Consider the following 22,858-nt stretch of genomic DNA (forward strand, 5'->3'; position numbering starts at 1 on the left):
CGTCGCCGGGCGGCGCGGGCGCGCGGCGCCCGGCGTGCCGGGGAGCGCCGCCTGCCGCGAACCCACCGGTAGCCTCGACCGCATGAGCAGGCCGCCCACCTTTACCCCGCCCCCCGGCGTCCACGCCGCTCCCCTCCGCACGGAGCGCGGCGCCTTCGCCGTACTCGACGCGAGACCGGACGGGACGCCCCGGGGCACCGCCCTCCTCCTCCCCGGCTTCACCGGCAGCAAGGAGGACTTCATCACCGTCCTGCGCCCCCTCGCCGACGCCGGGTACCGCGCGGTCGCGGTGGACGGGCGGGGACAGTACGAGTCGCCGGGGCCGAAGGAGGACCAAGCGCCCTACGCGCAGGGCGAGTTGGCGTCGGACGTCCTCGCCCAGGCGCAGGCGCTCGACGGCGCGGGCCCGCTCCACCTCCTCGGTCACTCCCTCGGCGGCCAGATCGCCCGGGCCGCCGCGATTCTCGACCCGGCGCCCTTCCGCACCCTGACCCTCATGTCCTCGGGACCCGCCGAGATCGACCCCGCGCAGCAGGAGAAGGCCGCGCTGCTGTCCCAGGCCCTCGGGTTCATGACCATGGGCGAGGTCTGGGACGCCGTGCAGGCCCTGGAGACCCCCGCCCCGGAGGAGCCCGGGGAGGCGGCGCGCACGACGGAGGACCCGGCCCTGGAGGCCGCCCTGCGCCGCCGCTGGCTGCTGCACAGCCCCGCCCAGCTCATCGCGACGGCGCGCGCGCTCAGGGTGGAGCCGGACCGGGTCGCCGAGGTGCGGGCCACCGGGCTGCCGGTGCACGTGGTCTCCGGGACGCAGGACGACACCTGGCCCGTGCCGCTCCTCGACGACATGGCGGTGCGCCTGGACGCGCACCGCACGGTCGTCAAGGACGCCGGCCACTCGCCCAACACGGACAACCCGCACGACACGGCCGAGGCCCTCGTCGCCTTCTGGAACCGTTTCGCCTGACCGACGGCCCCGCTCACGCCGACGGCCCCGCCCCCCGGTGAGGGGGAGCGGGGCCGTCGGCGTCAGGGCGTCGTGCCGGGGATCAGCTCTCCTGCTGGGCCGGCTTGCGGGTCGTGCGGCGGCGGCGCGGCTTGGCCTCGCCCTCCGCGGCCGACTCCACGGACTTCGGCTTCTCCGAACTCGGCTTCGAGGCGGACGCGGCGGAGGACGCCCGCGTCGACGTGCGGCGGCGCGGCTGCGTCGGCTCGGGCTCCGGCATCGGGGCCATCTGGAAGTCGACCTCCGGCTCCGCCGAGACCCGCGCACGCACCGGGCGCTTCAGCCGCGGACGTACCGGAGCCTCGACCGCCTGCGCCGCCTCCACGGCCGGCGTGGCCTTGGCACGCGGCGCCCGGGCCCGGGGAGCGCGCTTGACCGGGACCTCGTCGGCCTCCGGCGCGGGCGCGGTGACCTTCACGGTCCGCTTGCGGACGGTCTTCTTGGCCGGGGCCTCCTCGACGGGGGCCTCGGCGACGGGAGTCTGCGCGACGGGGGTCTGCGCGACGGCCACGGGCTCGGCGGCCTCGGCCACGGGAGCCTCCGCCACCGCGGGTACGGCGGCCCGGGTGCGACGGCGGCGGCGCGGCGTGCGCGGCTCCGACGCCTCCGGGGCCTCGGCGGCCTCGGTGGCCTCAGCGGCGGGGGTCACGGGGGCCGCGGTCGTCTCCGGTCCCAGCTCCGAGCCGCCACGCGTACGGCGACGCTGGCGCGGGGTGCGCGTGCGGGCCGGACGGTCCTCGACCACGGCGGCGGCAGCGGCGGCGGGCGCGGACTTGCGGCCGCGGCCGCCCGTCTCGCCCAGGTCCTCGACCTCTTCCGCGCGCAGACCCGCACGGGTCCGCTCGGCCCGAGGCAGTATGCCCTTCGTGCCCGCGGGGATGGAGAGGATCTCGTACAGGTGCGGGGACGTGGAGTACGTCTCCTCCGGCTCGTCGAACGGGAGGTCCAGCGCCTTGTTGATGAGCTTCCAGCGCGGGATGTCGTCCCAGTCGACCAGGGTGACGGCGATGCCCTTGTTGCCCGCGCGGCCGGTGCGGCCCACGCGGTGCAGGTAGGTCTTCTCGTCCTCGGGCGTCTGGTAGTTGATGACGTGCGTCACGCCCTCGACGTCGATGCCGCGGGCGGCCACGTCGGTGCAGACCAGCACGTCGACCTTGCCGTTGCGGAAGGCGCGCAGCGCCTGCTCGCGGGCGCCCTGGCCGAGGTCGCCGTGCACGGCGCCGGACGCGAAGCCGCGCTTCTCCAGCTGCTCGGCGATGTCGGCGGCGGTCCGCTTGGTACGGCAGAAGATCATCGCGAGGCCGCGGCCCTCGGCCTGGAGGATGCGGGAGACCAGCTCCGGCTTGTCCATGTTGTGGGCGCGGAAGACGTGCTGCGCGATGTTCTTGACGGTCGCGCCCTCGTCGTCCGGCGAGGTGGCGCTGATGTGCGTGGGCTGCGACATGTAGCGACGGGCCAGGCCGATGACGGCGCCGGGCATGGTCGCGGAGAAGAGCATGGTCTGCCGCTTGGCCGGCAGCATGTTCATGATCCGCTCGACGTCCGGCAGGAAGCCCAGGTCCAGCATCTCGTCGGCCTCGTCCAGGACGAGCGCGCGGATGTGGGACAGGTCGAGCTTCTTCTGTCCCGCCAGGTCGAGCAGACGGCCCGGGGTGCCGACGATGATGTCGACGCCCTTCTTGAGCGCCTCCACCTGGGGCTCGTACGCCCGGCCGCCGTAGATCGCGAGGACCCGGACGTTGCGCACCTTGCCGGCGGTCAGCAGGTCGTTGGTGACCTGCTGGCACAGCTCGCGGGTGGGGACGACGACCAGGGCCTGCGGGGCGTCGGTGAGCTTCTCGGGCTTGGCCCGGCCCGCCTCGACGTCCGCGGGGACGGTGACGCGCTCGAGGAGCGGGAGACCGAAACCGAGGGTCTTGCCCGTACCGGTCTTGGCCTGGCCGATGACGTCGCTGCCCGAGAGGGCGACGGGAAGCGTCATCTCCTGGATGGGGAAGGGGGACGTGATGCCGACTGCCTCGAGGGCTTCGGCCGTCTCGGAAAGAATGCCGAGGTCACGGAACGTAGTCAGGGTGCTGCCTCTTCTGTGAGACGCGACTCGGGGCGAACAACGGGGGTCGTACCGTGCCTGGGTCTCATCCGGCCTTGGGAGGACCGGGTGGCGCGGGACCACTGCCGTTGCTCTAGCGCTCGTGTCGCTGAGGGTTCCCTCGTCTGCGGTGGTGCTTGTGCACCGATCGCACGGAGGGCTGTCGGGTCGGAGCCGATCGGGCCACCGACCGGGCATCCTCATGCGGATGGCCTGCACAGAGCGCGCGCACCAGGGGTGCGTACGCGGGGAATGCTCAGCAGGCGCATTACCACTGTACCCCGGATTCGCGCATGTGTGTTGGGTGAATTCGTAGGAATAGTGGGGCGGCGGTGCGGACGTGTCCCGGGGCGCGTTCCGTGCCCACCGCACTGACCAGGCCCTTACCTCCCCCTGCGCGCGGGCTATTGTGCGGTTCATGGAGACGCCTGACACCCCCGCCGAACCCGCCGCTACCGAAGCCCCCGCACCCACCGGAATCGCCGCCCAGGACTGGGCCACGGCCAGTGTGGAGCCGACCTACCGCAACGCGGTGATCGACCTGCTCGGCGCCCTCGCGTACGGAGAGCTGGCGGCCTTCGAGCGGCTCGCCGAGGACGCCAAGCTGGCACCGACGCTGGGCGACAAGGCGGAACTGGCGAAGATGGCCTCCGCCGAGTTCCACCACTTCGAGCGCCTGCGCGACCGCCTGGCGGCCATCGACGCCGAGCCCACCGCCGCCATGGAGCCCTTCGCCAAGCCCCTGGACGACTTCCACCTCCTGACCGCCCCGTCCGACTGGCTGGAGGGCCTGGTCAAGGCGTACGTCGGCGACTCGATCGCCAGTGACTTCTACCGGGAGGTCGCCGCCCGCCTGGACACCGACACCCGCTCGCTGGTGCTCGCCGTCCTGGACGACACCGGGCACGGCAACTTCGCCGTCGAGAAGGTGCGCGCCGCCATCGAGGCCGACCCGCGGGTCGGCGGGCGGCTCGCGCTGTGGGCGCGGCGGCTGATGGGCGAGGCGCTGTCGCAGGCGCAGCGCGTGGTCGCCGAGCGCGACTCGCTGTCGACCATGCTGGTGGGCGGGGTGGCGGACGGCTTCGACCTCGCGGAGGTCGGCCGGATGTTCTCCCGGATCACCGAGGCGCACACCAAGCGGATGGCGGCGCTGGGGCTGGCGGCCTGACCCTCGCGCGCCGGAACCGCCGGGCCGAGGCCGGCGGCGCGACGGTACGGGGCCCGGCCGAAAGGCCGGGCCCCGTCGTCCGCTACGCCGCGGCGGACCGGCGGCGGATGCGTCCGGAGGGGCGCAGCAGCAGCGAGAGCGCCACCGCTCCCACCGCGGCCGCCCCGACGAGGGTGGCGAAGGGGTGCCCCGGGCCGACGGACGTGTGGGCCACCCAGGCGCCGAACAGGGAGCCGAAGAGGCCCGCCGTGAGGACCAGCGGACGGGACGGCAGGCGTTCGGGCAGCCGCGCGAGGGCGGCCCAGGCGAGGGCGAGTCCCAGGACGACGGAGCCGAGAGCTTCCAAGATCAACGCGGTTCCCTCCTGTGCACTGCTACGTGGGCAAATGGGTCGTAGCCCGTCTTACCCGGAGGGTGCGGAATGCAACCCTCCTCAGCGCCCGGGACCCTGAACGGCCCGGCAGGAGTGCAGACGTGCGCGGGGCCCGGCGGGTTGATCCCGCCGGGCCCCGCGCACGTAACCGGTGCGACTGCTAGAGGGCGCCGAAGCCCACGCGACGCTGCGCCTGCTCGCCGATCTCCACGTAGGCGATGCGGTCCGCCGGCACCAGGACCCTGCGGCCCTTTTCGTCGTTCAGGCTGAGCAGCTGTGCCTTGCCGGCCAGCGCGTCGGCCACGGCGCGCTCGACCTCCTCGGCAGACTGCCCGCTCTCCAGAACGATCTCCCGGGGTGCGTGCTGCACGCCGATCTTGACCTCCACGGCTATGTCCCTCCGACGATCCGGGTCGGCGCGGTCCACCGCGCCGTACGTCCAGACACATTAGCCCGGAGCGGGCACGTCATTCGCTTTCCGGGCAACGCCGGGAGCGAACACGCCCGCTCCGGGCGCCGTCGGCCGTGCGGTGCGTCAGTGCTGCTCGGAGCCGTGCAGCGGGAAACCCGCGATGCCGCGCCAGGCCAGCGAGGTCAGCAACTGGACCGCCGTCTCGCGCGGAATGGTGCTGCCGCTGGACAGCCAGTAGCGGGCCACCACCTGCGAGACCCCGCCCAGGCCCACGGCCAGCAGCATCGACTCGTCCTTCGACAGGCCGGTGTCCTCGGCGATCACCTCGCTGATCGCCTCGGCGCACTGGAGCGAGACCCGGTCCACGCGCTCGCGCACGGCGGGCTCGTTCGTCAGGTCCGACTCGAAGACCAGGCGGAAGGCCCCGCCCTCGTCCTGGACGTACGCGAAGTAGGCGTCCATGGTCGCCGCGACGCGCAGCTTGTTGTCCGAGGTCGAGGCGAGAGCGGTGCGGACCGCCTGGAGCAGCGACTCGCAGTGCTGGTCCAGCAGCGCCAGGTACAGGTCGAGCTTGCCGGGGAAGTGCTGGTAGAGCACCGGCTTGCTGACCCCGGCGCGCTCGGCGATGTCGTCCATCGCCGCCGCGTGGTAGCCCTGCGCGACGAAGACCTCCTGGGCCGCGCCCAGGAGCTGGTTGCGTCGGGCTCGGCGTGGCAGGCGGGTGCCCCGCGGACGTGCCGCCTCTGTCTGCTCGGTGGCTGTCACGCCGCCTCCCATGTCTTTCCATTACACGGACTTCTCACCGCACGGCTGTTCCGTGTGATGTGCGCCGCGGTCGCCCATCGTACTTTTGGGTAACCCCCCTGTGCGCGGTGCGGACGGACAATTTCACGGAGCGGACACCGCGGGAGGGGCGGGCGGCGGCCGAAATGCGGAGAAGTGGGTCCGCTCGGCGGTGACCGCCCTCGTCGGCCCGTTCAGGGGACTCCTCCCCGCGGTGCTCGCACCGCTCAGCGGTAGTCGTCCTCGTCCAGGGTCACCACGCGCGTCTGCTCCGCGAGGTCTGCGGGGTCGGCGGAGCCGGATTCCGTGCTCGGCAAGGGGTCGTCCGTCTCCGGCCGTACGTCGGTGTGCTGCTCGGCGGCGTCCGCCTCGGGGGTCTCGGGAGTGAGCTCCGGCGTCTCGTCGGGGCCCGCGGTGAAGTCGTCCGGTTCGGTGGGATCCACAGTCATGGTCTTCCGCCTTTCCGGCACGCGGCCCGTCATGTGCGGACGCGCGCCCTCTTTCGAGCGTAGGAGCGGACGGTGGCGTGCGCCATGCGGTCCGGGGCGGACGGTGCCGTGTGCCGTGCGGTCCGGGCGCGCGGTGGGCGATGGACGGTCTGTGACCGCGGACACAGGAGCCGCTGCGTGATCGTCTCGTAACATTGGCGCCATGTCTTCGACCGATCTGCCGGAATCCACCGCGGCCGCCCCGCTGCCGATGGTCAGTACCGTCAGGGTCGCCGAGGGGGAGGAACTGCGGACCGTCTCCCTGCCCGGGCTGACGCTGAACGTGCGCTCCAGGCCCCCGGCGCAGCAGGACCTGCCGCCCGCCCTGTACGTCCACGGGCTCGGCGGCTCCTCGCAGAACTGGTCGGCGCTGATGCCGCTGCTCGACGGCGTCGTCGCCGGCGAGGCCGTCGACCTGCCGGGATTCGGCGACTCCCCGCCGCCCGAGGACGGCAACTACTCGATCACCGGGCACGCGCGGGCCGTCATCCGTCATCTCGACGCCGCCGGCCGGGGCCCGGTCCACCTCTTCGGCAACTCGCTCGGCGGCGCGGTCTCCACCCGTGTCGCCGCCGTCCGCCCCGACCTGGTGCGCACGCTCACCCTGGTGTCGCCCGCGCTGCCGGAACTCCGGGTGCAGCGGGCCGCCATCCCCACCGGGCTGCTCGCCATCCCGGGCGTCGCCGGGCTCTTCGCGAAGCTCAGCCGCGACTGGACGGCCGAACAGCGCACGCGCAGCGTGACGGGCCTGTGTTACGGAGACCCCGCCCAGGTCACTGAGGAGGGCTTCCGTGCCGCCGTCGACGAGATGGAACGGCGGCTCCAGTTGCCGTACTTCTGGGAGGCGATGACCCGTTCCGCGCGGGGCATCGTGGACGCGTACACCCTCGGCGGCCAGCACGGACTGTGGAAACAGGCGGAGCGGGTGCTCGCCCCCACCCTGCTGGTGTACGGCGGGCGCGACCAACTGGTGTCCTTCCGCATGGCCCGCAGGGCCTCGGCCGCTTTCCGCGATTCCCGGCTCCTGGCCCTTCCGGACGCCGGGCACGTGGCGATGATGGAGTACCCCGAGGCGGTCGCGGAGGCCTTCCTCGATCTCGTACGGGAGCACCGGCCCGCACCGGCGCGGACGTCCGGGGAGCAGCACGCCCCCGGGCGGACGGCGGCGCACGCGGACCCGCACACTGAAACGCGTACGGAATCGAACACGGAAGCGCACACGCACACGGAAACAAGGAGCTGATCCGCCGCGTGGGACGTCACAGTCGCCGAGGTGCCGCACCGGAGGGTGCCGATGAGACACCTGGCATACCCGGCGGCGACGCCACCCCCCGAGGCGCCGCGGGCGAGCCCGCCGCACCCGGTACCGGGCGGCGTCGCCGCGGTGACACCGGAGCTGTGCCGCGCGTTCAGGACACCGGAGCGGGACCGCGTTTCCAGCCGCGCCACCTTGCGGGGGGACCGCAGAACCCGGTCCGGGCCCAGGCCCAGGTGCGGGGCGGGCATCCCGAACAGCGGGAGCCCGGAGGCGGCTGGGGAGACACCGGCGCCGGGCGCCACGGGATCACGGACACCGGCTCCGGCCGCCGTGCGGTCGCCGACACCGGCTCCAATCGCCGTGCGGTCACCGACACCGGCGCCGGGCGTTACGGCGACTGGGTCGGGGCGGCGCGCGACACGGCGGCCTTCGTGCCGCAGCAGCCGTCGGGCCCGCGGCAGCGGCCCCGGCAGCCGGAGGCCAGGACGCAGCAGTCGTCCACCGGCGTCGGTCTCGGCGCGCGCGTTCCCGTACAGCGGGGGCCGGGCCGCCCGGGGCAGCGGCAGCGCCCGGACGGGCCGCGTCCGGACTTCGTCGAAGCCTTCGAGCAGCCGCAGCCGCAGTCGCATGGAGCCGGGGCCGGGGCCGGGCCCCGCGATCCGTACGACACCGTTACCGACCGGGACGACGCCAGGGCCCGCCGCCCGGACGCGGACGGCCCCGAGGGCACCGCGCCCCGCTCCGCGCGGTGGCCGGCCCGTACCGTGATCGGCGTGTCCGCGGCCGCGGTGACCGCCGCCCTCGCGGTGATGGTGGCCGGCCCGCAGTCGCAGTCCGGGCGCACGGGCGGGGCCACCGGTCCCGGCGTCGCCGGCCGCGACCTCGCCGGCGGCTCCTCGCGCGACCAGGACCGCACCTCGCCGCAGGGCAGCGAGCCCGGGAAGGCCCCGGCCGCCCCGCTGACGTACGAGCAGCGCATGGCGCAGAAGCTGCCGATGGACGCCGACGCGAAGGGGCCCAACGCCTTCGACGTCGTGCCGGGCGAGGACCCCGCGCCCGGCAAGGGGACCAAGAAGACGTATCGCGTGGAGGTCGAGAAGGACCTCGGTCTCGACGGGAAGTTCTTCGCCGAGGCCGTGCAGCGGACGCTGAACGACAAACGGAGCTGGGCCGGGAAGGGCGACATGACGTTCGAGCGGGTGTCCGAAGGGCGCGCCGACTTCGTGGTCACGCTCGCTTCCCCGGTCACCACGAGCATCTGGTGCCTGAAGTCGGACCTGGAGACGCTCTCCGGGAACGTCTCCTGCGACTCCGCGCGGACCGAACGCGTGATGATCAACGCCTTCCGGTGGGCCGGGGGCTCACCGACCTTCGGGGACTCGCTGCTCCTGCCGTACCGGCAGATGCTCATCAACCACGAGGTCGGCCACCGGCTCGGGCGCAACCACGAGTACTGCGCCAAGGACGGCGCGCTCGCGCCCGTGATGATGCAGCAGACGAAGACGCTGAAGACCGGCGACAGGGTGTGCAGGCCCAACCCGTGGGTGCATCCCGAGAACTGATCGGGGCCGCCGGCCGGTGCCCCGTGCGGCACACGCGCACACCTCTCTAGCGCGACCAAACGCCGACCGCGCAGGAAAGTTACGACTCTTCACCCCTTCCGGTGGTGCGATGGACAACCGTCCATCGCGCCACCGGCATGTCCGCATACGGTCGGTCCCGCTGCGAGTCGCCGGACCAACGGCGGCTGTCCACAAGGGAGATCGGGGGTGTGCGCGTGCGGATCGGACTGCTTACGGAGGGTGGCTACCCGTATGCGACCGGTGAATCCAGGTTCTGGTGCGACCGGCTCGTGCGCGGACTCGCGCGGCACGCGTTCGACCTCTACGCCCTGAGCCGCAGCGCGGACCAGGAGGAACAGGGCTGGCTGGAACTGCCGCCGCAGGTGCAGCGGGTGCGCACGGCCCCGCTGTGGACCTCGGAGGCCGACTTCGGGATCTCGCACGGCCGCCTCGGCGCCCGCGCCCACGGCCGGCGCGAACGACGCCGCTTCGACGAGCACTTCGGCGCACTGGTCTCGGCGGTCTGCGCGGGGGAGACCGCCGGTGCGGACCCGACAGTGGCGGAGCGTTTCTCCACAGGGCTGTACGGGCTGGCCGAACTCGCCCGCGAGAAGGGCGGGCTGCACGCCGCGCTGCGCTCCGAACGCGCCGTGCGCGCCCTGGAGCGCGCCTGTCGCGCGCCGGGCGCGCCCCGGGTCGTGCAGATCGCGAAGGTGCCCGACTACCTGGCCTTCGCCGACCTCCTGGAGCGCGCCCTGCGCCCGCTGTCGCTCGACTGGTACGAGGCGGGGGAGGGCGGCCTGGGGGCCGTCGACCTCTGCCACGCGGCGTCCGGCGGCCCGGCGGCGCTGCCGGGGCTGCTGGCCAAGCGCTTCTTCGGGGTGCCGCTGCTGGTGACCGAGTACGGGGTGCGGCTGCGGGCGCACTACCTGGCCGCGCAGGAGGCCGAGTTGAGCGCTTCGGTACGGACGCTGCTCGCCTCCTTCCAGGGGCTGCTGGCCGCCGAGGTGTACGCGCAGGCCGCCGTGATCACCCCCGGCAACGCGCACGCCCGGCGCTGGCAGGAGCGCTGCGGCGCGGACCGGGCCAAGCTGCGCACGGTGTACCCGGGGATGGAGGCCGAGCGGTTCACGGCCGTCGGAGAGGCCGCGGACCGGAAGCGCGCGGGGGCGGACCGGGACCGCGCGGACGGGACGCTGGTGTGGGTGGGCCGGGTGGACCCCGCCAAGGACCTGGTGACGCTGCTGCACGCCTTCGCGGCGGTGCGCGCGGCCGAGCCCGGCGCCCGGCTGCGGATCGTCGCCGCGCCGGTCGCCGACGACGACCGCACCGGACGCGGCTACCTCGCGCACTGCCGGGCGCTGGCCGCCCGGCTCTTCCCCGACGGGGCCGCCGACGCGCACCCGGAGGGCGGGTGTCCGGTCGCCTTCGAGGAGATCGGCGGCCCCGGCGTCCCGAACCTGGAGGACGCGTACGCGGCGGGTTCCGCGGTCGTGCTCTCCAGCGTCGTGGAGGGCTTCCCGATCAGCCTCGTCGAGGCGATGTTCTGCGGCCGGGCCACCGTCTCCACGGACGTCGGCGCGGTGGTCGAAGTCATCGGCGGCACGGGCCTGGTGGTGCCGCCGCGCGACCCCCGCGCCCTCGCGGACGCCTGCCTCGCACTGCTGCGGGACCCGGAGCGCAGGGCGCGGCTGGGAGCGGCGGGGCGCGCGCGGGCACTCGAACTGTTCACCGTCGAGCAGAACCTCGCGGCATTTCGCGGCATTTACCTGGAACTGGTGTCGCACTCCCCGGTGCGCCGGGAGACGCGGGACGCCGACCCGCTGCCGTTCGCGTTCCCGGCGGAGGCGTACGTACCGGGCGCCTGGCGGGGCGGTGCGCCGCTCGACACCGGGCGCGCGCCGGGCCGGGCCGCGTCCGAGCCGCCGCCCCGGGAGCCGTGTGCCGCCGTGGCCCTCCTGGCCGAACCCGGCCCGCCGCGCGCGGAGCACCTGTCCGACCCCACCGACCCCGTACGGGAGGCACGCCCATGACCACGCAGACGGCAGACCCGGCGGGCAGGGCGGAGACCCCCGCCCGCGGCACGGACGTGTCCGCGGTGCGGCCCACGACGGCACCGGTCCCGGTGCGGCCGGCGGGGCGGGGGCGGTTCGTCCAGCCCGCGCGGCCCCCGCGGCCGGGGGCCGCCTCGGCGCCGGACGCCGGCAACGGCGCCGGAGCGGGCGCCTCCCGGGGCGGGCCCGTCGATCCGGTCAGGGTGCTCATGCACCGCCACCGCGAACTCTGCGAACGGGCCGTGGACCCCCTGGAGATCGCCGCGGGCCTCGAAGCGCACGGCGTCACCGACCGCACCGCCGCCCGCTTCCGGCACCGGGACGTCTTCTCCCTCGCCGAGGAGCTCTACGCGCGGGTGCCGCGCGCCGACGAGCAGGACGCCCCGGCGCACGCCCCGGCGCACACTGATCCGCTGCCGGCCGCCTGGGCGGCGTACGCCCTCCTGCCCGGCGTCCTGTGCGCCCTCACCCTGCTCGCCGGGGACCTCCTGACCGGCGGGCCCGGGATCGCGGTCACCGTCGCCGGGGCGGTCGCGACGCTCGCCGCCGTCGCCCTGTGCCTGCGGCGCGGACCGCTGCGGGCCGACGGCTACGCGCCGTGGACGCGTACCTGCTGGCTGCTGCTGTACGCCGTCCTGGGCGACGGCCTGCTGTCCCGCCTCCTCGGCGAGGGCCCCCTCTGGGCGCCGGAACCGGCCACCCTCGTCGGGCTCGCCGCGGCCCTCGCGCCCGCCGCCTGGTGCGCCCGGCTGCTGTCCGTGCAGGCGCGCCGCCGGCTCAGCGCGAGCCGCGGCACGGAGGACTTCGGGGCGGCCGTGCGGCCGCTGCTCCTCGGGGTGTTCGGCCTGTACGCGGCGACCCTGGCGGCGCTGCTGTACGGGGCGGCCGGACTCGGCTTCGGCGGCGCCTTCGCGGTGTCCGCGCTCGCGGTGGGGTCCCTGCTCTTCCTGGCCAGACTGCTCGCCGTGCACGGCATGCCCCGGGCGGGCGCGGCCGGACTCACCGCTGCCTGCGTCGTCGAAGCCCTCGCCCTCGCCGCGCCGCTGGCGTCCCGGGTCCCCGGCTGCGAGGTCCTGGCGGCACCCGTGCGCGCCGCCGTACGGGAGTGGGGCGCGGGCGCCGTCCCGGCTCTCGCCTGCGGAGCCGCCGCCCTCGGGCTCCTCGCCCACGCCGCCGTCGCCCTGTCACGGGCCTCCGCCCACGCCGGGCGGCGCGCCTGACCGGCCGGCGCGACAGCGCGCGGGCACGCCCCCGGTGGGCCCCGCGCGCGCCCGCCGGCCGCGCGGTCGCCGTGCCGGCCCGCCCCTCCGACGTACGGCCCCCGCAGTCGTACGACCCGACCGAGCCACCTTCCTGGCAGCCCCGGAGCCGACGCCGAGGCAGCCGCCGCACCACCCGTCCCACCCGCAGTGCCCGCACAAACACCCTCAAGGAGAACGTCACATGACCCCCCCACCCCCCCTGTCCGTGCAGTCCGTGCACGCCCGTCGGCACCGAGGGGAGGAGGCGCGATGAGGGTCCTCCTGCTCGGCGCCAACGGATACCTCGGCCGCTTCGTCGCGGACCGGCTCCTCGCCGACCCCGCCGTCCAGCTCACCGCACTCGGCCGGGGCGACGACGCCGACGTGCGGTTCGACCTCGCCACCGGCAGCCCCGGCGCCCTGACCCGGTTCCTGGACGCCGTGCACCCCGGCGTCGTGGTCAACTGCGCCGGCGCCACCCGGGGCGGCGCCCGCGACCTCACCCGGCACAACACCGTCGCCGTCGCCACCGTCTGCGAGGCGCTGCGCCGCAGCGGCTGCGGGGCGCGCCTGGTCCAGCTCGGCTGCGCCGCCGAGTACGGGCCGTCCCAGCCGGGCTCCTCCACCGCCGAGGACGCGGTGCCGCGCCCCGGCGGGCCGTACGGCGTCAGCAAGCTGGCGGCCACCGAGCTGGTGCTCGGCTCGGGCCTGGACGCCGTCGTGCTGCGGGTCTTCTCGCCGGTCGGCCCCGGCACGCCCGCCGGATCGCCGCTCGGCCGGCTCGCCGAGGCGATGCGCCGGGCCATGCAGTCCGGGGACGGCGAGCTCAAGCTCTCCGGTCTCGGCGTGCAGCGCGACTTCGTCGACGTCCGGGACGTGGCGCGCGCCGTGCACGCCGCGTCCCTGTCCGCCGCCCAGGGCGTCGTGAACATCGGCACCGGCCGCGCGGTGCGGCTGCGCGACGCCGCCGCCGTGCTCGCCCGGGTCGCCGGATACGGCGGCGCCCTGCACGAACTGGACGCCCCCAGCGGGTACTCCAGCTCGGCTGCGGCCAGCGCCGCCGTGCGCAACGGAGGCGTGCCGACCATCGGCGCCCCCCGCTCCGGCGACGCCCTCACCGAGCACCTCGGGGCGGCCCCGTACCCGTACCCCGACGGCTGCGGGAGCTGGCAGCAGGCCGACGTGCGCACCGCCCGCGACCGGCTGGGCTGGCGGCCCCGGATCAACCTGGAGGAATCGCTCGCGGACATCTGGATGGAGGCGGCGTGCCGCATCTGAGCACCTCCCCCGCCGTCCGCCCCGCGATCGGGGCGGACCGGCTCGGGATCGGCGTACCGGGCTACGCCCACCCGCTGCTCGCGCCGGTCGAGTGGGCCGAACTCCTGCGCTTCTCCCGGGTGCACGCCGGGCCGGGCCGCGCGGCGCCCCTGCACTGGACGGTGCTGAACGTCGCCGACGGGCCCGGCGCACGCCCCGACCCGCACTGCCTCGACGCCTCCGGGCGGCTGCGCAACGCGGGGCTGCGGGTGCTGGGGCACCTGGACCTGACCTACGGGGTGCGGGCGTTCGGCGAGCTGGTCGCGGACGCGCAGCGCTTCCTGGACTGGTACCGGGTCGACGGCTTCTATCTGGACTGCTGTCCCACAGGGCGGGACGAACTGTCCGAAATCCGGCGGCTCACCGCCGCCCTGCGGTCGATGCTGGCGGGCACGCACGCCCCGGACGGCGGCCGGCTGGTCCTCGGCCACGGCACCCACCCGTATGCCGGATACGCGGAGACCGCCGACCAGTTGGTGACCTTCTCCGGGCCGTGGACGGACTACCGCTGGTCGCAGGCGGCCCCGTGGACGGCCGCCCACCCGGCCTCCCGCTTCTGCCACCTGGTGCACGGCGTGCCGCGCACCCATCTGGACGAGGCGCTGCGCATCGCCCGCTGGCAGGGGGCGGGCACCATCTGGTTCACCGACCGGACCGAGCGGGCGGGCGCCGACGACCCGGCCGGCAGCCCCTGGGAGGCCCTGCCCGGGTACTGGGACGAAATCGTCTCGCGCATCGGACCGGGTGTCTCGGAATGAGAAGGGGCGTGGCAGTGTTACACGACGAACAACCGTATTGATTGACCGACCACCGGAGTTCCCGTGTCGCTGCCACCCCTGGTCGAGCCCGCTGCCGAGCTCACCGTCGACGAGGTCCGTCGGTACTCCCGCCACCTGATCATCCCGGACGTCGGGATGGACGGGCAGAAGCGCCTGAAGAACGCCAAGGTGCTCGCTGTGGGCGCCGGCGGCCTCGGGTCCCCCGCTCTGATGTACCTGGCCGCCGCCGGAGTCGGCACGCTCGGCATCGTCGAGTTCGACGAGGTCGACGAATCGAACCTGCAGCGCCAGATCATCCACAGCCAGGCCGACATCGGCCGCTCGAAGGCGGAGTCCGCGAGGGACTCGGTCCTCGGCATCAACCCGTACGTGAACGTCGTCCTGCACGAAGAGCGGCTCGAAGCCGAGAACGTGATGGAGATCTTCTCCCAGTACGACCTGATCGTCGACGGCACCGACAACTTCGCGACGCGCTACCTGGTCAACGACGCGTGCGTGCTGCTGAACAAGCCGTACGTATGGGGCTCCATCTACCGCTTCGACGGCCAGGCCTCGGTCTTCTGGTCCGAGCACGGTCCCTGCTACCGCTGCCTGTACCCGGAGCCCCCGCCGCCGGGCATGGTGCCGAGCTGCGCCGAGGGCGGCGTGCTCGGCGTGCTCTGCGCGTCCATCGGCTCCATCCAGGTCACCGAGGCCATCAAGCTCCTCACCGGCGTGGGCGACCCGCTGGTCGGCCGCCTGATGATCTACGACGCCTTGGAGATGCAGTACCGCCAGGTCAAGGTCCGCAAGGACCCCGACTGCGCGGTCTGCGGCCCGAACGCGACCGTGACCGAGCTCATCGACTACGAGGCCTTCTGCGGCGTCGTGTCCGAGGAGGCCCAGGAGGCCGCCGCCGGCTCCACGATCACTCCCCGGCAGCTCAAGGAGTGGATCGACACCGACGAGAAGATCGAGATCATCGACGTCCGCGAGCCGAACGAGTACGAGATCGTCTCGATCCCCGGCGCGAAGCTGATCCCCAAGGGCGAGTTCCTGATGGGCACCGCCCTGGAGAGCCTGCCGCAGGACAAGAAGATCGTCCTGCACTGCAAGACGGGTGTCCGCAGTGCGGAAGTCCTCGCCGTGCTGAAGTCGGCGGGCTTCGCCGACGCCGTGCACGTCGGCGGCGGCGTGATCGGCTGGGTCCACCAGATCGAGCCGGAGAAGCCGGTCTACTAGGCCGGCCGGATGTGCCGAGGGGCCGGGCGGCCAGGGGCTGCCCGGCCCCTCCGGCTTGTCCCGAACGGGCGAGCGGGCGGGGCGGCCACTACGAGCAGACGGTGCCCGCCGCCGGTATTCTCCCGTCCAGCAGATACGCGTTGACGGTCCGCACCACACAGGCGTTGCCCGTCGGGTAGGCCCCGTGGCCCTCGCCCCTGAACGTGACGTGCACGCCGACGCCCTTGCCCAGCTCCTCCGCCATCCGCTGCGAGCCCTCGAAGGGTGTCGCGGGGTCCCCGGTGCCGCCGACCACCAGAACCGGTGCCGAGCCGGGGGCCGAGACGTCCGTGTCGGTGTGCGCGCCCCGCACCGGCCAGGAGGCGCACCAGCCCGCCAGGTCCCAGGCCAGGAACGGGCCGAAGACCGGGGAGACCTCCCGGAAGTCCGCCAGGTGCGTGGCGCGGACCTGCTCGGCGGTCGGCCGGGCGGCGGTGTCGGCGCAGGAGATGGCGCGCTGCGAGTGATGTGCGGTGCTGTAGTGCCCCTGCGAGTCGCGGTCGTTGTAGGAGTCGGCGAGCAGGAGCAGCAGGGTGCCGTCGCCGTCCTCCGCCGCCTTCAGGGCCCGGGTGAGGGCGGGCCAGCTCTCCTTGCTGTAGAGCGGGGCGATGATGCCGATCAGGGCGAGGCTCTGGGTGAGTTCGCGCCCTCCGGACGCCGGGAGCGGCTTCCGGTCCAGGCGGTCCAGCAGGCGCCGCACCCGGTCGGTGCCCGCCTCGGCGCTCGCTCCGCTGCTCCTGGAGTAGTTGTCCAGGGCCCGCTGGAAGCCGAGTGCCTGGTTGCGGGCTCCGGCCACGCCGTCCGCGGACGGGTCGACGACCGCGTCCATCACCAGTCGCCCCACCTTCCCCGGGAACAAGTGGGCGTAGACGCCGCCCAGTTCGGTGCCGTAGGAGAAGCCGAAGTAGTGCAGTCTCCGGTCGCCCAGGACCTGGCGCAGGACGTCCAGGTCGCGCGCGGCGTCGTCCGTGCCGACGTGCGGGAGGATCTTCCCGGAGCGCTTCGCGCAGCCCTCGCCGAACGCCTTGGCGTCCGCGAAGTAGGCCCGTTCCTCGGCCGGGGTGTCCGGGGTGGAGTCCAGGGCCAGCGAGACGTCGGTCTCCTTGTCGTCCCGGCACACCACCTCCGAGCTCTCCGCCACGCCCCGGGGGTCGAAGCCCACCAGGTCGTACCGCTCGCGCAGGGCGGCGAACAGGTCTCCCATCTGCGGCAGCGACGCCACCCCCGACCCGCCGGGCCCGCCGAAGTTGAACAGGAGCGAGCCGATCCGCTTGTCGTCGCCGCCCGTCGCGCGCGCCCGGACCAGTGCGACGTGGAGGGTCTCGCCCTTCGGGGCGGCGTAGTCCAGCGGGACCTCGGCGGTGGCGCACTGCCACTCCCGGCCGGGCCGCTGCGCCTCGTTGCCCTGCGCCTTCGTGGGCGGGGCGCACTCCTTCCAGACCAGCTTCTGGCCGGTCAGGGCCGCCGGCAGCCCGGACTTCGGATCGGGGGCGGGCGGCCGGGCACTGCCCGTGGGCCCGGCGGCCGAGCCGGTCCCGCCCGTTTCCGGCCGGTCCGGCTCCGTGTTCGAGGCGCATCCGCCGACGGTGGCGGCGGCCAGAACCGCCGCCACCGCCAGGGCACTTGCCCTCGCCCCCGCCCTGGTGTGTCCCGCCCGCCGTCCCGCTCCCCGCCGTGCCATGGCCGATCCCCCCCCGCCGCGCGTCGTAACGCATTCGTCCGACACCTGCCCCGATGTCGAAAGCAGGTGCCAACATCCTAGGGTCGACCACTGACAGTCACGGAAATCCCTTGCGGTGACCGGCCGTCACCGGTCCGGCGGCCCTCCGCGCGGTCCTACTCGCAGACCTTGCCGGCCGCCGGGACCTTCCCCTCCAGCAGGTAGTCGTCCACGGCCGACTTCACGCACGTGCTGCCGCCGTTGTACGCGCCGTGGCCCTCGCCCTTGTACGTCAGCTCCACGCCGACGCCCTTGCCCAACTGCTCGGCCATCTTCCGCGCGCCCTCGTAAGGCGTCGCCGGGTCACCGGTGTTGCCGATCACGACGATCGGCGCCGCGCCCGGCGCGCTCACGTCCGGCGTCTCCCACTGGCCGGGCACCGGCCACGACGCGCAGCCGGACAGGCCCCAGGCGAGGAAGTCGCCGAACACGGGGGAGGCGGCCCTGAACTCGGCGACCTTCGACTTGGCGTACGCCAGGTCGTAGCGCTCCTTGGAGTCCACGCAGTTGATCGCGGCGTTGGCCGCCCCGATGTTGCTGTACGTACCGTCCTCGTTGCGGCCGTTCATGGAGTCGGCGAGGACCAGCAGCAGCGCGCCGTCGCCGCCGTCCGCCTCGTCGAGGCCCTGCTCCAGGTAGGGCCAGAACTCCTTGGAGTACAAGGTCTGGACGATGCCGTTGGTGGCCTGGCTCTGCGTCAGCTCACGGCCGGGCGTGCCCGGGATCGGCTTCTTGTCGAGGCGCTGGAGGAGGGCGACGATGTCGTCCTCGATCTCCCGCGGCGTGCTGCCCTGGAGCTTGCACTCGTCGCCGCGCGCCACGCAGTCCTTGGCGAAGTTGTTCAGCGCGAGCTGGAAGCCCTTGGCCTGGCCCAGGGAGCTCTGCTCGGTCTTCTGGGTGGGGTCCACGACCGCGTCGAAGACCGCCCGGCCCACCTTCTTCGGGAACAGGTGGGCGTACACGCCGCCCAGTTCGGTGCCGTACGAGATGCCGAAGTAGTGCAGCTTCTCGTCACCGAGGACCTGTCGCATCAGGTCGAGGTCCTTGGCCGCGTTGGTGGTGCCCACGTACGGCAGTTCCTTGCCGGAGTTCTTCTCGCAGGCCGCCGCGTACGCCTTGACGCCGTCGGCGTACTTCTTCTCCTCGGCGGCGTCGTCGGGGGTGGCGTCCTCGGCGTAGTACGCGTCGAGCTCCTTGTCGCCCTGGCACTTCACAGGAGCGCTGCGGCCGACTCCCCGGGGGTCGAAGCTCACCAGGTCGTACCGGGTGCGCAGCTTCTCGTAGTCCTTGGCGGCGCTCGGCAGGGTGCTCACCCCGGAGCCGCCGGGCCCGCCGAAGTTGAAGATCAGCGAGCCGATGCGGCTGTCCTTGTCGGAGGCCTCCGCGCGGATCAGCGCCAGGTCGATGCGCTCGCCGTCCGGCTTGGCGTAGTCGCGAGGGGCCTGCATGGTCGCGCACTTCCACCGGGCGCCGCCGGGCAGCGGCGACGGCTTGCCGCCCTCGCCCTGGGCGGGAGTCGGGGCCGGGCACTCCTCCCACGTCAGCTCCTGGGTGGCGAGGTCCTGCTTCTTGTCGTCCTGCTTCTCACCGCCGTCGGAGCATCCCGCGAGGGACAGCAGTACGACAACGGAGGCGGCCAGGGCCGGAACGCGCAGAGCGGAAGGGGTAGGCATGCCCTCTATCGTGCGCGGTGGGGTGCCGGTCCGCGCGCGCCGGGGTCCAAGCGGGTGCCCCTGCCACCTTCTTCGAGGGGACAGGGAGGCACCCGGCGGGTGGTCACAGGGCGCCCTTGCGGGTGAGGCTGTTGAAGCACAGCCACCCCGGCAGCACCGGCAGCCAGAAGGTCAGCAGCCGGAACAGCATCACCGCCGGCGTCGCGACCTCCTTCGGCACCCCCACGAACGTCAGCGAACCGATCAACGCGAGCTCGACCGCGCCGACACCGCCGGGCGTGGGCACCGCCGAACCCGCCGCGTTGGCCGTCAGGAACACCACGGCGACGGCGGCGTAACTGAGGTGCTCGTTGTCGCCCTGTCCGAACGCGCGGATCGACGCGTCCAGGCACATCACGAACACCACCGTCAGCAGCACCATGCCGCCGATGCCGGTGGCGAGCTTCTTCGGCCGCTGGAGCACGTCCAGCATGCGCGGCACCACCCCCGCGAACAGCGACCGCACACGGGTGACGACGAACTTCCGCAGGAACGGTACTGCCGTCACGATCATCGCCAGCACCGCTGCCGTCAGCAGGCCCGCGATCACCGTCCGGGACGGGGTCTCCCAGGAACTCTGCGAGGTCCCGGTCACGTATCCGAAGATCATCAGCAGGCCGATGTGGCTGCCCAGGCCGAAGAGCTGGGCGGCGCCCACGCTCGCCACGGCGAGTCCGGGCCGTACGCCCGACCGTTGCAGGAAACGGGTGTTGAGCGCGACGCCGCCGATCGCCGCCGGCGCCACCAGCTTGACGAACGACCCGGCCACCTGCGCCTTGACGGTCTGCCAGAACGAGACCTTCTCCGGGACGAAGCCCAGGAGGCTCATCGCCGCCGCCACGTAGCTGAGCGCGGAGAAGAGCACCGCCACCGCGACCCAGCCCCAGTTCATCTGCGCGAAGGCGTCGGTCACCGGGTTTTCCAGCAGCGTCGAGATCAGGAAGTACGCGGCGAAGGCGCCCGCCAGCACGCTGACGAGCGTGCGCGGCTTGATGCGCTCCAGCCGGGCCGCCTCGACCGGCGCCTGGGGGCGGATCAGCAGCACCTGGTGGCGGATCTGGGCCAGCAGGTCCTCTTCCCTGGCGTCCTCGATCGCGTCGTCGATGGCCTCCTTCTCGGCCTTCTTCTCCGCCCGCACGGCCTTGCGCCCGGGGACGTCCGCGTCCGCGCCCTTCTCCCGGGCCCTGGCCTCCTTGGCCGCCTCCGACGCCGCCAGGACCGCTTCGCGCTGGCGCTGCGCCCGCTCACGGCCCAGCTTGCGCAGCGTCGCACGGGTGGAACGGCTCAGCGCGATCGGCTGGAGCAGCGGCAGGCTGTCGGCGACCCGGTCAGGGCCCAGCACGTCCAGGGCGCTCGCCACGGCCCGCTCGGCCCCCGCGCGCAGCCCCAGCGTGGTCAGGAGCTGCGCCACGTCCATCCGCAGCACCACGTCGCCCGCGGCGATCTCGCCGCCCCGCAGATCGGTGAGGATCACCGTGCCGGAACGATCCACCAGGATCGCGTCGCCCGTCAGCCTGCGGTGCGCGATGCGCCGCGACTGGAGGGCCTCCACCTGCCGCCAGGCGTCCCGCAGCAGCTCGTCGGTGATCTCCTCGTCGGGCAGCGAGTCCAGCGACCGGCCGCCCAGGTGCTCGTACACGAGCATCACGGCGTCCGGGCCCAGCTCGGAGGTGGCGATCAGCTTCGGGGCGTTCGCACCGGCGGCGATGGCCGCGTACGCGAGGAGCGCCTCCTGCTCCAGCGCCTGGCGCAGGGACTGGATCGACCGGCGCTGGGTGATGCCGCGCAGGGTGACCCGCCGCCACACCCGGTAGAAGAACCCGTGCGCTTGCTGCTCGCGGTCGACGACCGTGATGTCCAGCGGCGGACCGTCCTCCAGGGTGACGAGGTAACGCCGGCCCCGGTCGCCCTGGTCGCCCATGTCGGGGTCGTCCTCGGCGCGCATCGCCGACACCGGACGGAAGCCCACGTGCCGCAGCCCGGCGAGGAGGGTCTGCCCGGTGGGGCGCACATTGGGGGAGCCCACCGCGTAGAGGGTCGCGTACGCCACCGTCCAGCCGATGAGCACCGTCACGACGATCGACAGCGGCGTCGTCTGACCGCCCACCAGCACGGCGAACGCGTTGAGCAGCAGCACCGCCCACAGCGCCACCCGCCAGCGCGGCCTGCGCGCCATCCCGACCGCCGTCATGTACGCGATCACCGGTGCGAGGTAGCCGTGCACCGGGTCGGTGAGGCCGGAACCGTCGCTCGCGAGCCGGGTGAGGGCCTCCCGGATGGGCTTCGGGGCGGACCCGGAGACCCACAGGTCGGTGGCGAGCGCGACACCGTGCGCGAGCACCGCGGCCAGCACGCCGTCGGCGATGCGCAGGCCGTCGCGTTTGATCAGCCGTTCGATCGCGAAGGCCACCGGGAGGATCAGCACGGCGATGCTGGAGATCAGGCCCGCCAGCCGTACGAAGACCACCGGGGTCTGCGCCGTGCCGTCGATGATGTCCTGCTCCAGGCCGGACGCGGTGCCGTGCGCGAACGCCGCCAGCGCGATCACACAGACGATGCCGAACAGGCCCGACAGCAGCCGCACCAGGTCGGCGGGCCGGTGCACCCGGGCGGCGAGCAGCGGCTCGTCGCCCGACACCCGCTCGGAGTGCCCCTTGTCGAGCGTGACGAGCGTCGCCCCCGCGGAGGAGCTGTCGGCCGCCTCCGCGGAGGACCAGTCGCCCGCCCCCGCGGAGGCCCTGTCCGCTGCCGCCCCCGCAGCGCTGTCTGCGGTCCTGTCCGCGGCCGTGTCCGGCCGTGGCGGGCCGTCGTCGGTCTGTTCGCCGCCGCCGTGCGGGGCGTCCGTCTCGGGGCGCGGGACGGCGTCAGGAGCGCCCGCCGCCGGTCGAGGCTGCACGTCCTGCTCCTTCATCGTCGTGTCTTCTTGCTCTCGTCTCACCGGTCACCGTCCGGATGATGGTGGCATGACCGGATGATGACAGGGGGCCGCAGGGTGCCGGGCCCCCGTTCGTCCCGTGCACGGTACGCGCGCGCGTGGTCACAGGCCCACTGTGTTGTTCGGCGCCGGGGGCCCGCGCCGGCCCGTTGTCGGTGGCGTGGTGCAGGATGGGCCGGATGAGCGACGAGCTGTCCCCCGGTGACGAACCGCCCGAGTACCCCGAGTACGCGGAACGGGTCCTGGCGGTCGCCGAGGAGGTCCCTCCCGGCCGGGTCATGACGTACGGCGACGTGGCGGAGTGGCTGGAGGAGGGCGGCCCGCGCCAGGTCGGGCGGGTGATGGCCCTGTACGGCGGCGCGGTGCCCTGGTGGCGCGTGGTGCGTTCGGACGGCCGCCTGCTGCCCGGGCACGAACTGCGCGCCCTGGAGCGCTACCGGCAGGAGGGCACCCCGCTGCGCACCGCCCCCCGCAGCGCCGACGGCCACCTGCCCCGCCTCGACATGAGGCGGGCCCGATGGGACGGCGGCACGGGCGCCGGAGCGGACACGGGGGCGGTCACCGGGGCGGAACCCGGGAGCGACGGCCCCTGAGACCGGGCCCGGTGCGCGGCGGATCGCAGGGCTCACACCGTCCAGCTTCCGCCATCCGCCGCCGTCACGGGCGGTCCGCAGACCGTACGGAGTACGCCGTCGCGCACTCCG

18 protein-coding genes are annotated in these 22,858 nt (G+C 73.9%); 10 read left to right on the forward strand and 8 right to left on the reverse strand.

Annotated features, from left to right (window positions below):
- Nucleotides 1–82 precede the first annotated feature (82 nt).
- Nucleotides 83–964 carry an alpha/beta fold hydrolase gene (locus ACZ56L_RS21370; protein WP_345228563.1) on the forward strand — a complete coding sequence of 294 codons (882 nt, stop codon included), beginning with the start codon at nucleotides 83–85 and terminating at the stop codon, nucleotides 962–964.
- A gap of 82 nt (nucleotides 965–1,046) precedes the next feature.
- Here the strand turns inward: ACZ56L_RS21370 and ACZ56L_RS21375 are convergent, their stop codons facing one another.
- Nucleotides 1,047–2,984 carry a DEAD/DEAH box helicase gene (locus ACZ56L_RS21375; protein WP_471065611.1) on the reverse strand — a complete coding sequence of 646 codons (1,938 nt, stop codon included), beginning with the start codon at nucleotides 2,982–2,984 and terminating at the stop codon, nucleotides 1,047–1,049.
- 526 nt (nucleotides 2,985–3,510) lie between these two features.
- Here ACZ56L_RS21375 and ACZ56L_RS21380 point away from each other — a divergent pair.
- A complete protein-coding gene (locus tag ACZ56L_RS21380; protein WP_345228561.1) occupies nucleotides 3,511–4,260 on the forward strand; it encodes a ferritin-like fold-containing protein in 750 nt (249 codons plus the stop codon).
- 82 nt (nucleotides 4,261–4,342) lie between these two features.
- On the opposite strand, the gene ACZ56L_RS21385 is transcribed toward ACZ56L_RS21380, so the two are convergent.
- From ACZ56L_RS21385 to ACZ56L_RS21400, 4 genes are all read right to left on the reverse strand, one after another.
- Nucleotides 4,343–4,612 carry a hypothetical protein gene (locus ACZ56L_RS21385; protein WP_345228560.1) on the reverse strand — a complete coding sequence of 90 codons (270 nt, stop codon included), beginning with the start codon at nucleotides 4,610–4,612 and terminating at the stop codon, nucleotides 4,343–4,345.
- 181 nt (nucleotides 4,613–4,793) lie between these two features.
- Nucleotides 4,794–5,021 carry a DUF3107 domain-containing protein gene (locus ACZ56L_RS21390; protein ID WP_345228559.1) on the reverse strand — a complete coding sequence of 76 codons (228 nt, stop codon included), beginning with the start codon at nucleotides 5,019–5,021 and terminating at the stop codon, nucleotides 4,794–4,796.
- Nucleotides 5,022–5,168: 147 nt separating this feature from the next.
- The gene (locus tag ACZ56L_RS21395; RefSeq protein ID WP_345228558.1) at nucleotides 5,169–5,810 is read right to left on the reverse strand and encodes a TetR/AcrR family transcriptional regulator; all 642 of its coding nucleotides are present in this window, start codon (nucleotides 5,808–5,810) and stop codon (nucleotides 5,169–5,171) included.
- A 245-nt stretch (nucleotides 5,811–6,055) separates the two neighbouring features.
- Nucleotides 6,056–6,277 carry a hypothetical protein gene (locus tag ACZ56L_RS21400; protein ID WP_345228557.1) on the reverse strand — a complete coding sequence of 74 codons (222 nt, stop codon included), beginning with the start codon at nucleotides 6,275–6,277 and terminating at the stop codon, nucleotides 6,056–6,058.
- Between the two features lie 202 nt (nucleotides 6,278–6,479).
- Here ACZ56L_RS21400 and ACZ56L_RS21405 point away from each other — a divergent pair, with 202 nt between their 5' ends.
- From ACZ56L_RS21405 to moeZ, 7 genes are all read left to right on the forward strand, one after another.
- Complete coding sequence (locus ACZ56L_RS21405) at nucleotides 6,480–7,559, forward strand: alpha/beta fold hydrolase (protein WP_471065615.1); 1,080 nt, start codon at nucleotides 6,480–6,482, stop codon at nucleotides 7,557–7,559.
- A gap of 155 nt (nucleotides 7,560–7,714) precedes the next feature.
- Complete coding sequence (locus ACZ56L_RS21410; RefSeq protein WP_471065617.1) at nucleotides 7,715–9,136, forward strand: DUF3152 domain-containing protein; 1,422 nt, start codon at nucleotides 7,715–7,717, stop codon at nucleotides 9,134–9,136.
- A 215-nt stretch (nucleotides 9,137–9,351) separates the two neighbouring features.
- Entirely contained in the window at nucleotides 9,352–11,169 is a 1,818-nt protein-coding gene (locus ACZ56L_RS21415; RefSeq protein WP_471065722.1) for a DUF3492 domain-containing protein, read from the forward strand.
- The gene (locus tag ACZ56L_RS21420) at nucleotides 11,166–12,410 is read left to right on the forward strand and encodes a hypothetical protein (RefSeq protein ID WP_471065619.1); all 1,245 of its coding nucleotides are present in this window, start codon (nucleotides 11,166–11,168) and stop codon (nucleotides 12,408–12,410) included. Before ACZ56L_RS21415 ends, ACZ56L_RS21420 begins: the two co-directional genes overlap by 4 nt.
- A gap of 291 nt (nucleotides 12,411–12,701) precedes the next feature.
- Entirely contained in the window at nucleotides 12,702–13,709 is a 1,008-nt protein-coding gene (locus tag ACZ56L_RS21425; RefSeq protein ID WP_189820696.1) for an NAD-dependent epimerase/dehydratase family protein, read from the forward strand.
- Nucleotides 13,697–14,506, forward strand: a complete 810-nt coding sequence (locus tag ACZ56L_RS21430; RefSeq protein WP_471065621.1) for a spherulation-specific family 4 protein — start codon at nucleotides 13,697–13,699, stop codon at nucleotides 14,504–14,506. Before ACZ56L_RS21425 ends, ACZ56L_RS21430 begins: the two co-directional genes overlap by 13 nt.
- Nucleotides 14,507–14,569: 63 nt before the next feature.
- Nucleotides 14,570–15,748 (forward strand): adenylyltransferase/sulfurtransferase MoeZ, encoded by a 1,179-nt coding sequence (moeZ, locus tag ACZ56L_RS21435; protein ID WP_471065623.1) that lies wholly within the window; start codon nucleotides 14,570–14,572, stop codon nucleotides 15,746–15,748.
- 88 nt (nucleotides 15,749–15,836) lie between these two features.
- Here moeZ and ACZ56L_RS21440 read toward each other — a convergent pair whose 3' ends face one another.
- The 3 genes from ACZ56L_RS21440 to ACZ56L_RS21450 all read right to left on the reverse strand — a co-directional run bounded on the left by ACZ56L_RS21440 (nucleotide 15,837) and on the right by ACZ56L_RS21450 (nucleotide 22,115).
- Nucleotides 15,837–17,468 carry an alpha/beta hydrolase gene (locus tag ACZ56L_RS21440; protein ID WP_471065625.1) on the reverse strand — a complete coding sequence of 544 codons (1,632 nt, stop codon included), beginning with the start codon at nucleotides 17,466–17,468 and terminating at the stop codon, nucleotides 15,837–15,839.
- 155 nt (nucleotides 17,469–17,623) lie between these two features.
- Nucleotides 17,624–19,180 (reverse strand): alpha/beta hydrolase, encoded by a 1,557-nt coding sequence (locus tag ACZ56L_RS21445; RefSeq protein WP_468691513.1) that lies wholly within the window; start codon nucleotides 19,178–19,180, stop codon nucleotides 17,624–17,626.
- A 103-nt stretch (nucleotides 19,181–19,283) separates the two neighbouring features.
- Entirely contained in the window at nucleotides 19,284–22,115 is a 2,832-nt protein-coding gene (locus tag ACZ56L_RS21450; RefSeq protein ID WP_380837205.1) for a lysylphosphatidylglycerol synthase domain-containing protein, read from the reverse strand.
- Between the two features lie 218 nt (nucleotides 22,116–22,333).
- Between ACZ56L_RS21450 and ACZ56L_RS21455 the strand changes: the two genes are divergently transcribed.
- Nucleotides 22,334–22,747: an MGMT family protein gene (locus tag ACZ56L_RS21455; RefSeq protein WP_401756165.1), complete on the forward strand. Its 414-nt coding sequence runs from the start codon at nucleotides 22,334–22,336 to the stop codon at nucleotides 22,745–22,747.
- Nucleotides 22,748–22,858 lie beyond the last annotated feature (111 nt).

Source organism: Streptomyces sp. NPDC039736 (assembly GCF_055596485.1).

Coding starts and splice junctions, on each gene's coding strand:
- ACZ56L_RS21405 (WP_471065615.1), top strand. CDS start 6,480: ATGTCTTCGACCGATCTGCCGGAATCCACCGCGGCCGCCCCGCTGCCG.
- ACZ56L_RS21425 (WP_189820696.1), top strand. CDS start 12,702: ATGAGGGTCCTCCTGCTCGGCGCCAACGGATACCTCGGCCGCTTCGTC.
- ACZ56L_RS21420 (WP_471065619.1), top strand. CDS start 11,166: ATGACCACGCAGACGGCAGACCCGGCGGGCAGGGCGGAGACCCCCGCC.
- ACZ56L_RS21370 (WP_345228563.1), top strand. CDS start 83: ATGAGCAGGCCGCCCACCTTTACCCCGCCCCCCGGCGTCCACGCCGCT.
- ACZ56L_RS21380 (WP_345228561.1), top strand. CDS start 3,511: ATGGAGACGCCTGACACCCCCGCCGAACCCGCCGCTACCGAAGCCCCC.
- ACZ56L_RS21375 (WP_471065611.1), bottom strand. CDS start 2,984: ATGACGCTTCCCGTCGCCCTCTCGGGCAGCGACGTCATCGGCCAGGCC.
- ACZ56L_RS21440 (WP_471065625.1), bottom strand. CDS start 17,468: ATGGCACGGCGGGGAGCGGGACGGCGGGCGGGACACACCAGGGCGGGG.
- ACZ56L_RS21445 (WP_468691513.1), bottom strand. CDS start 19,180: ATGCCTACCCCTTCCGCTCTGCGCGTTCCGGCCCTGGCCGCCTCCGTT.
- ACZ56L_RS21400 (WP_345228557.1), bottom strand. CDS start 6,277: ATGACTGTGGATCCCACCGAACCGGACGACTTCACCGCGGGCCCCGAC.
- ACZ56L_RS21455 (WP_401756165.1), top strand. CDS start 22,334: ATGAGCGACGAGCTGTCCCCCGGTGACGAACCGCCCGAGTACCCCGAG.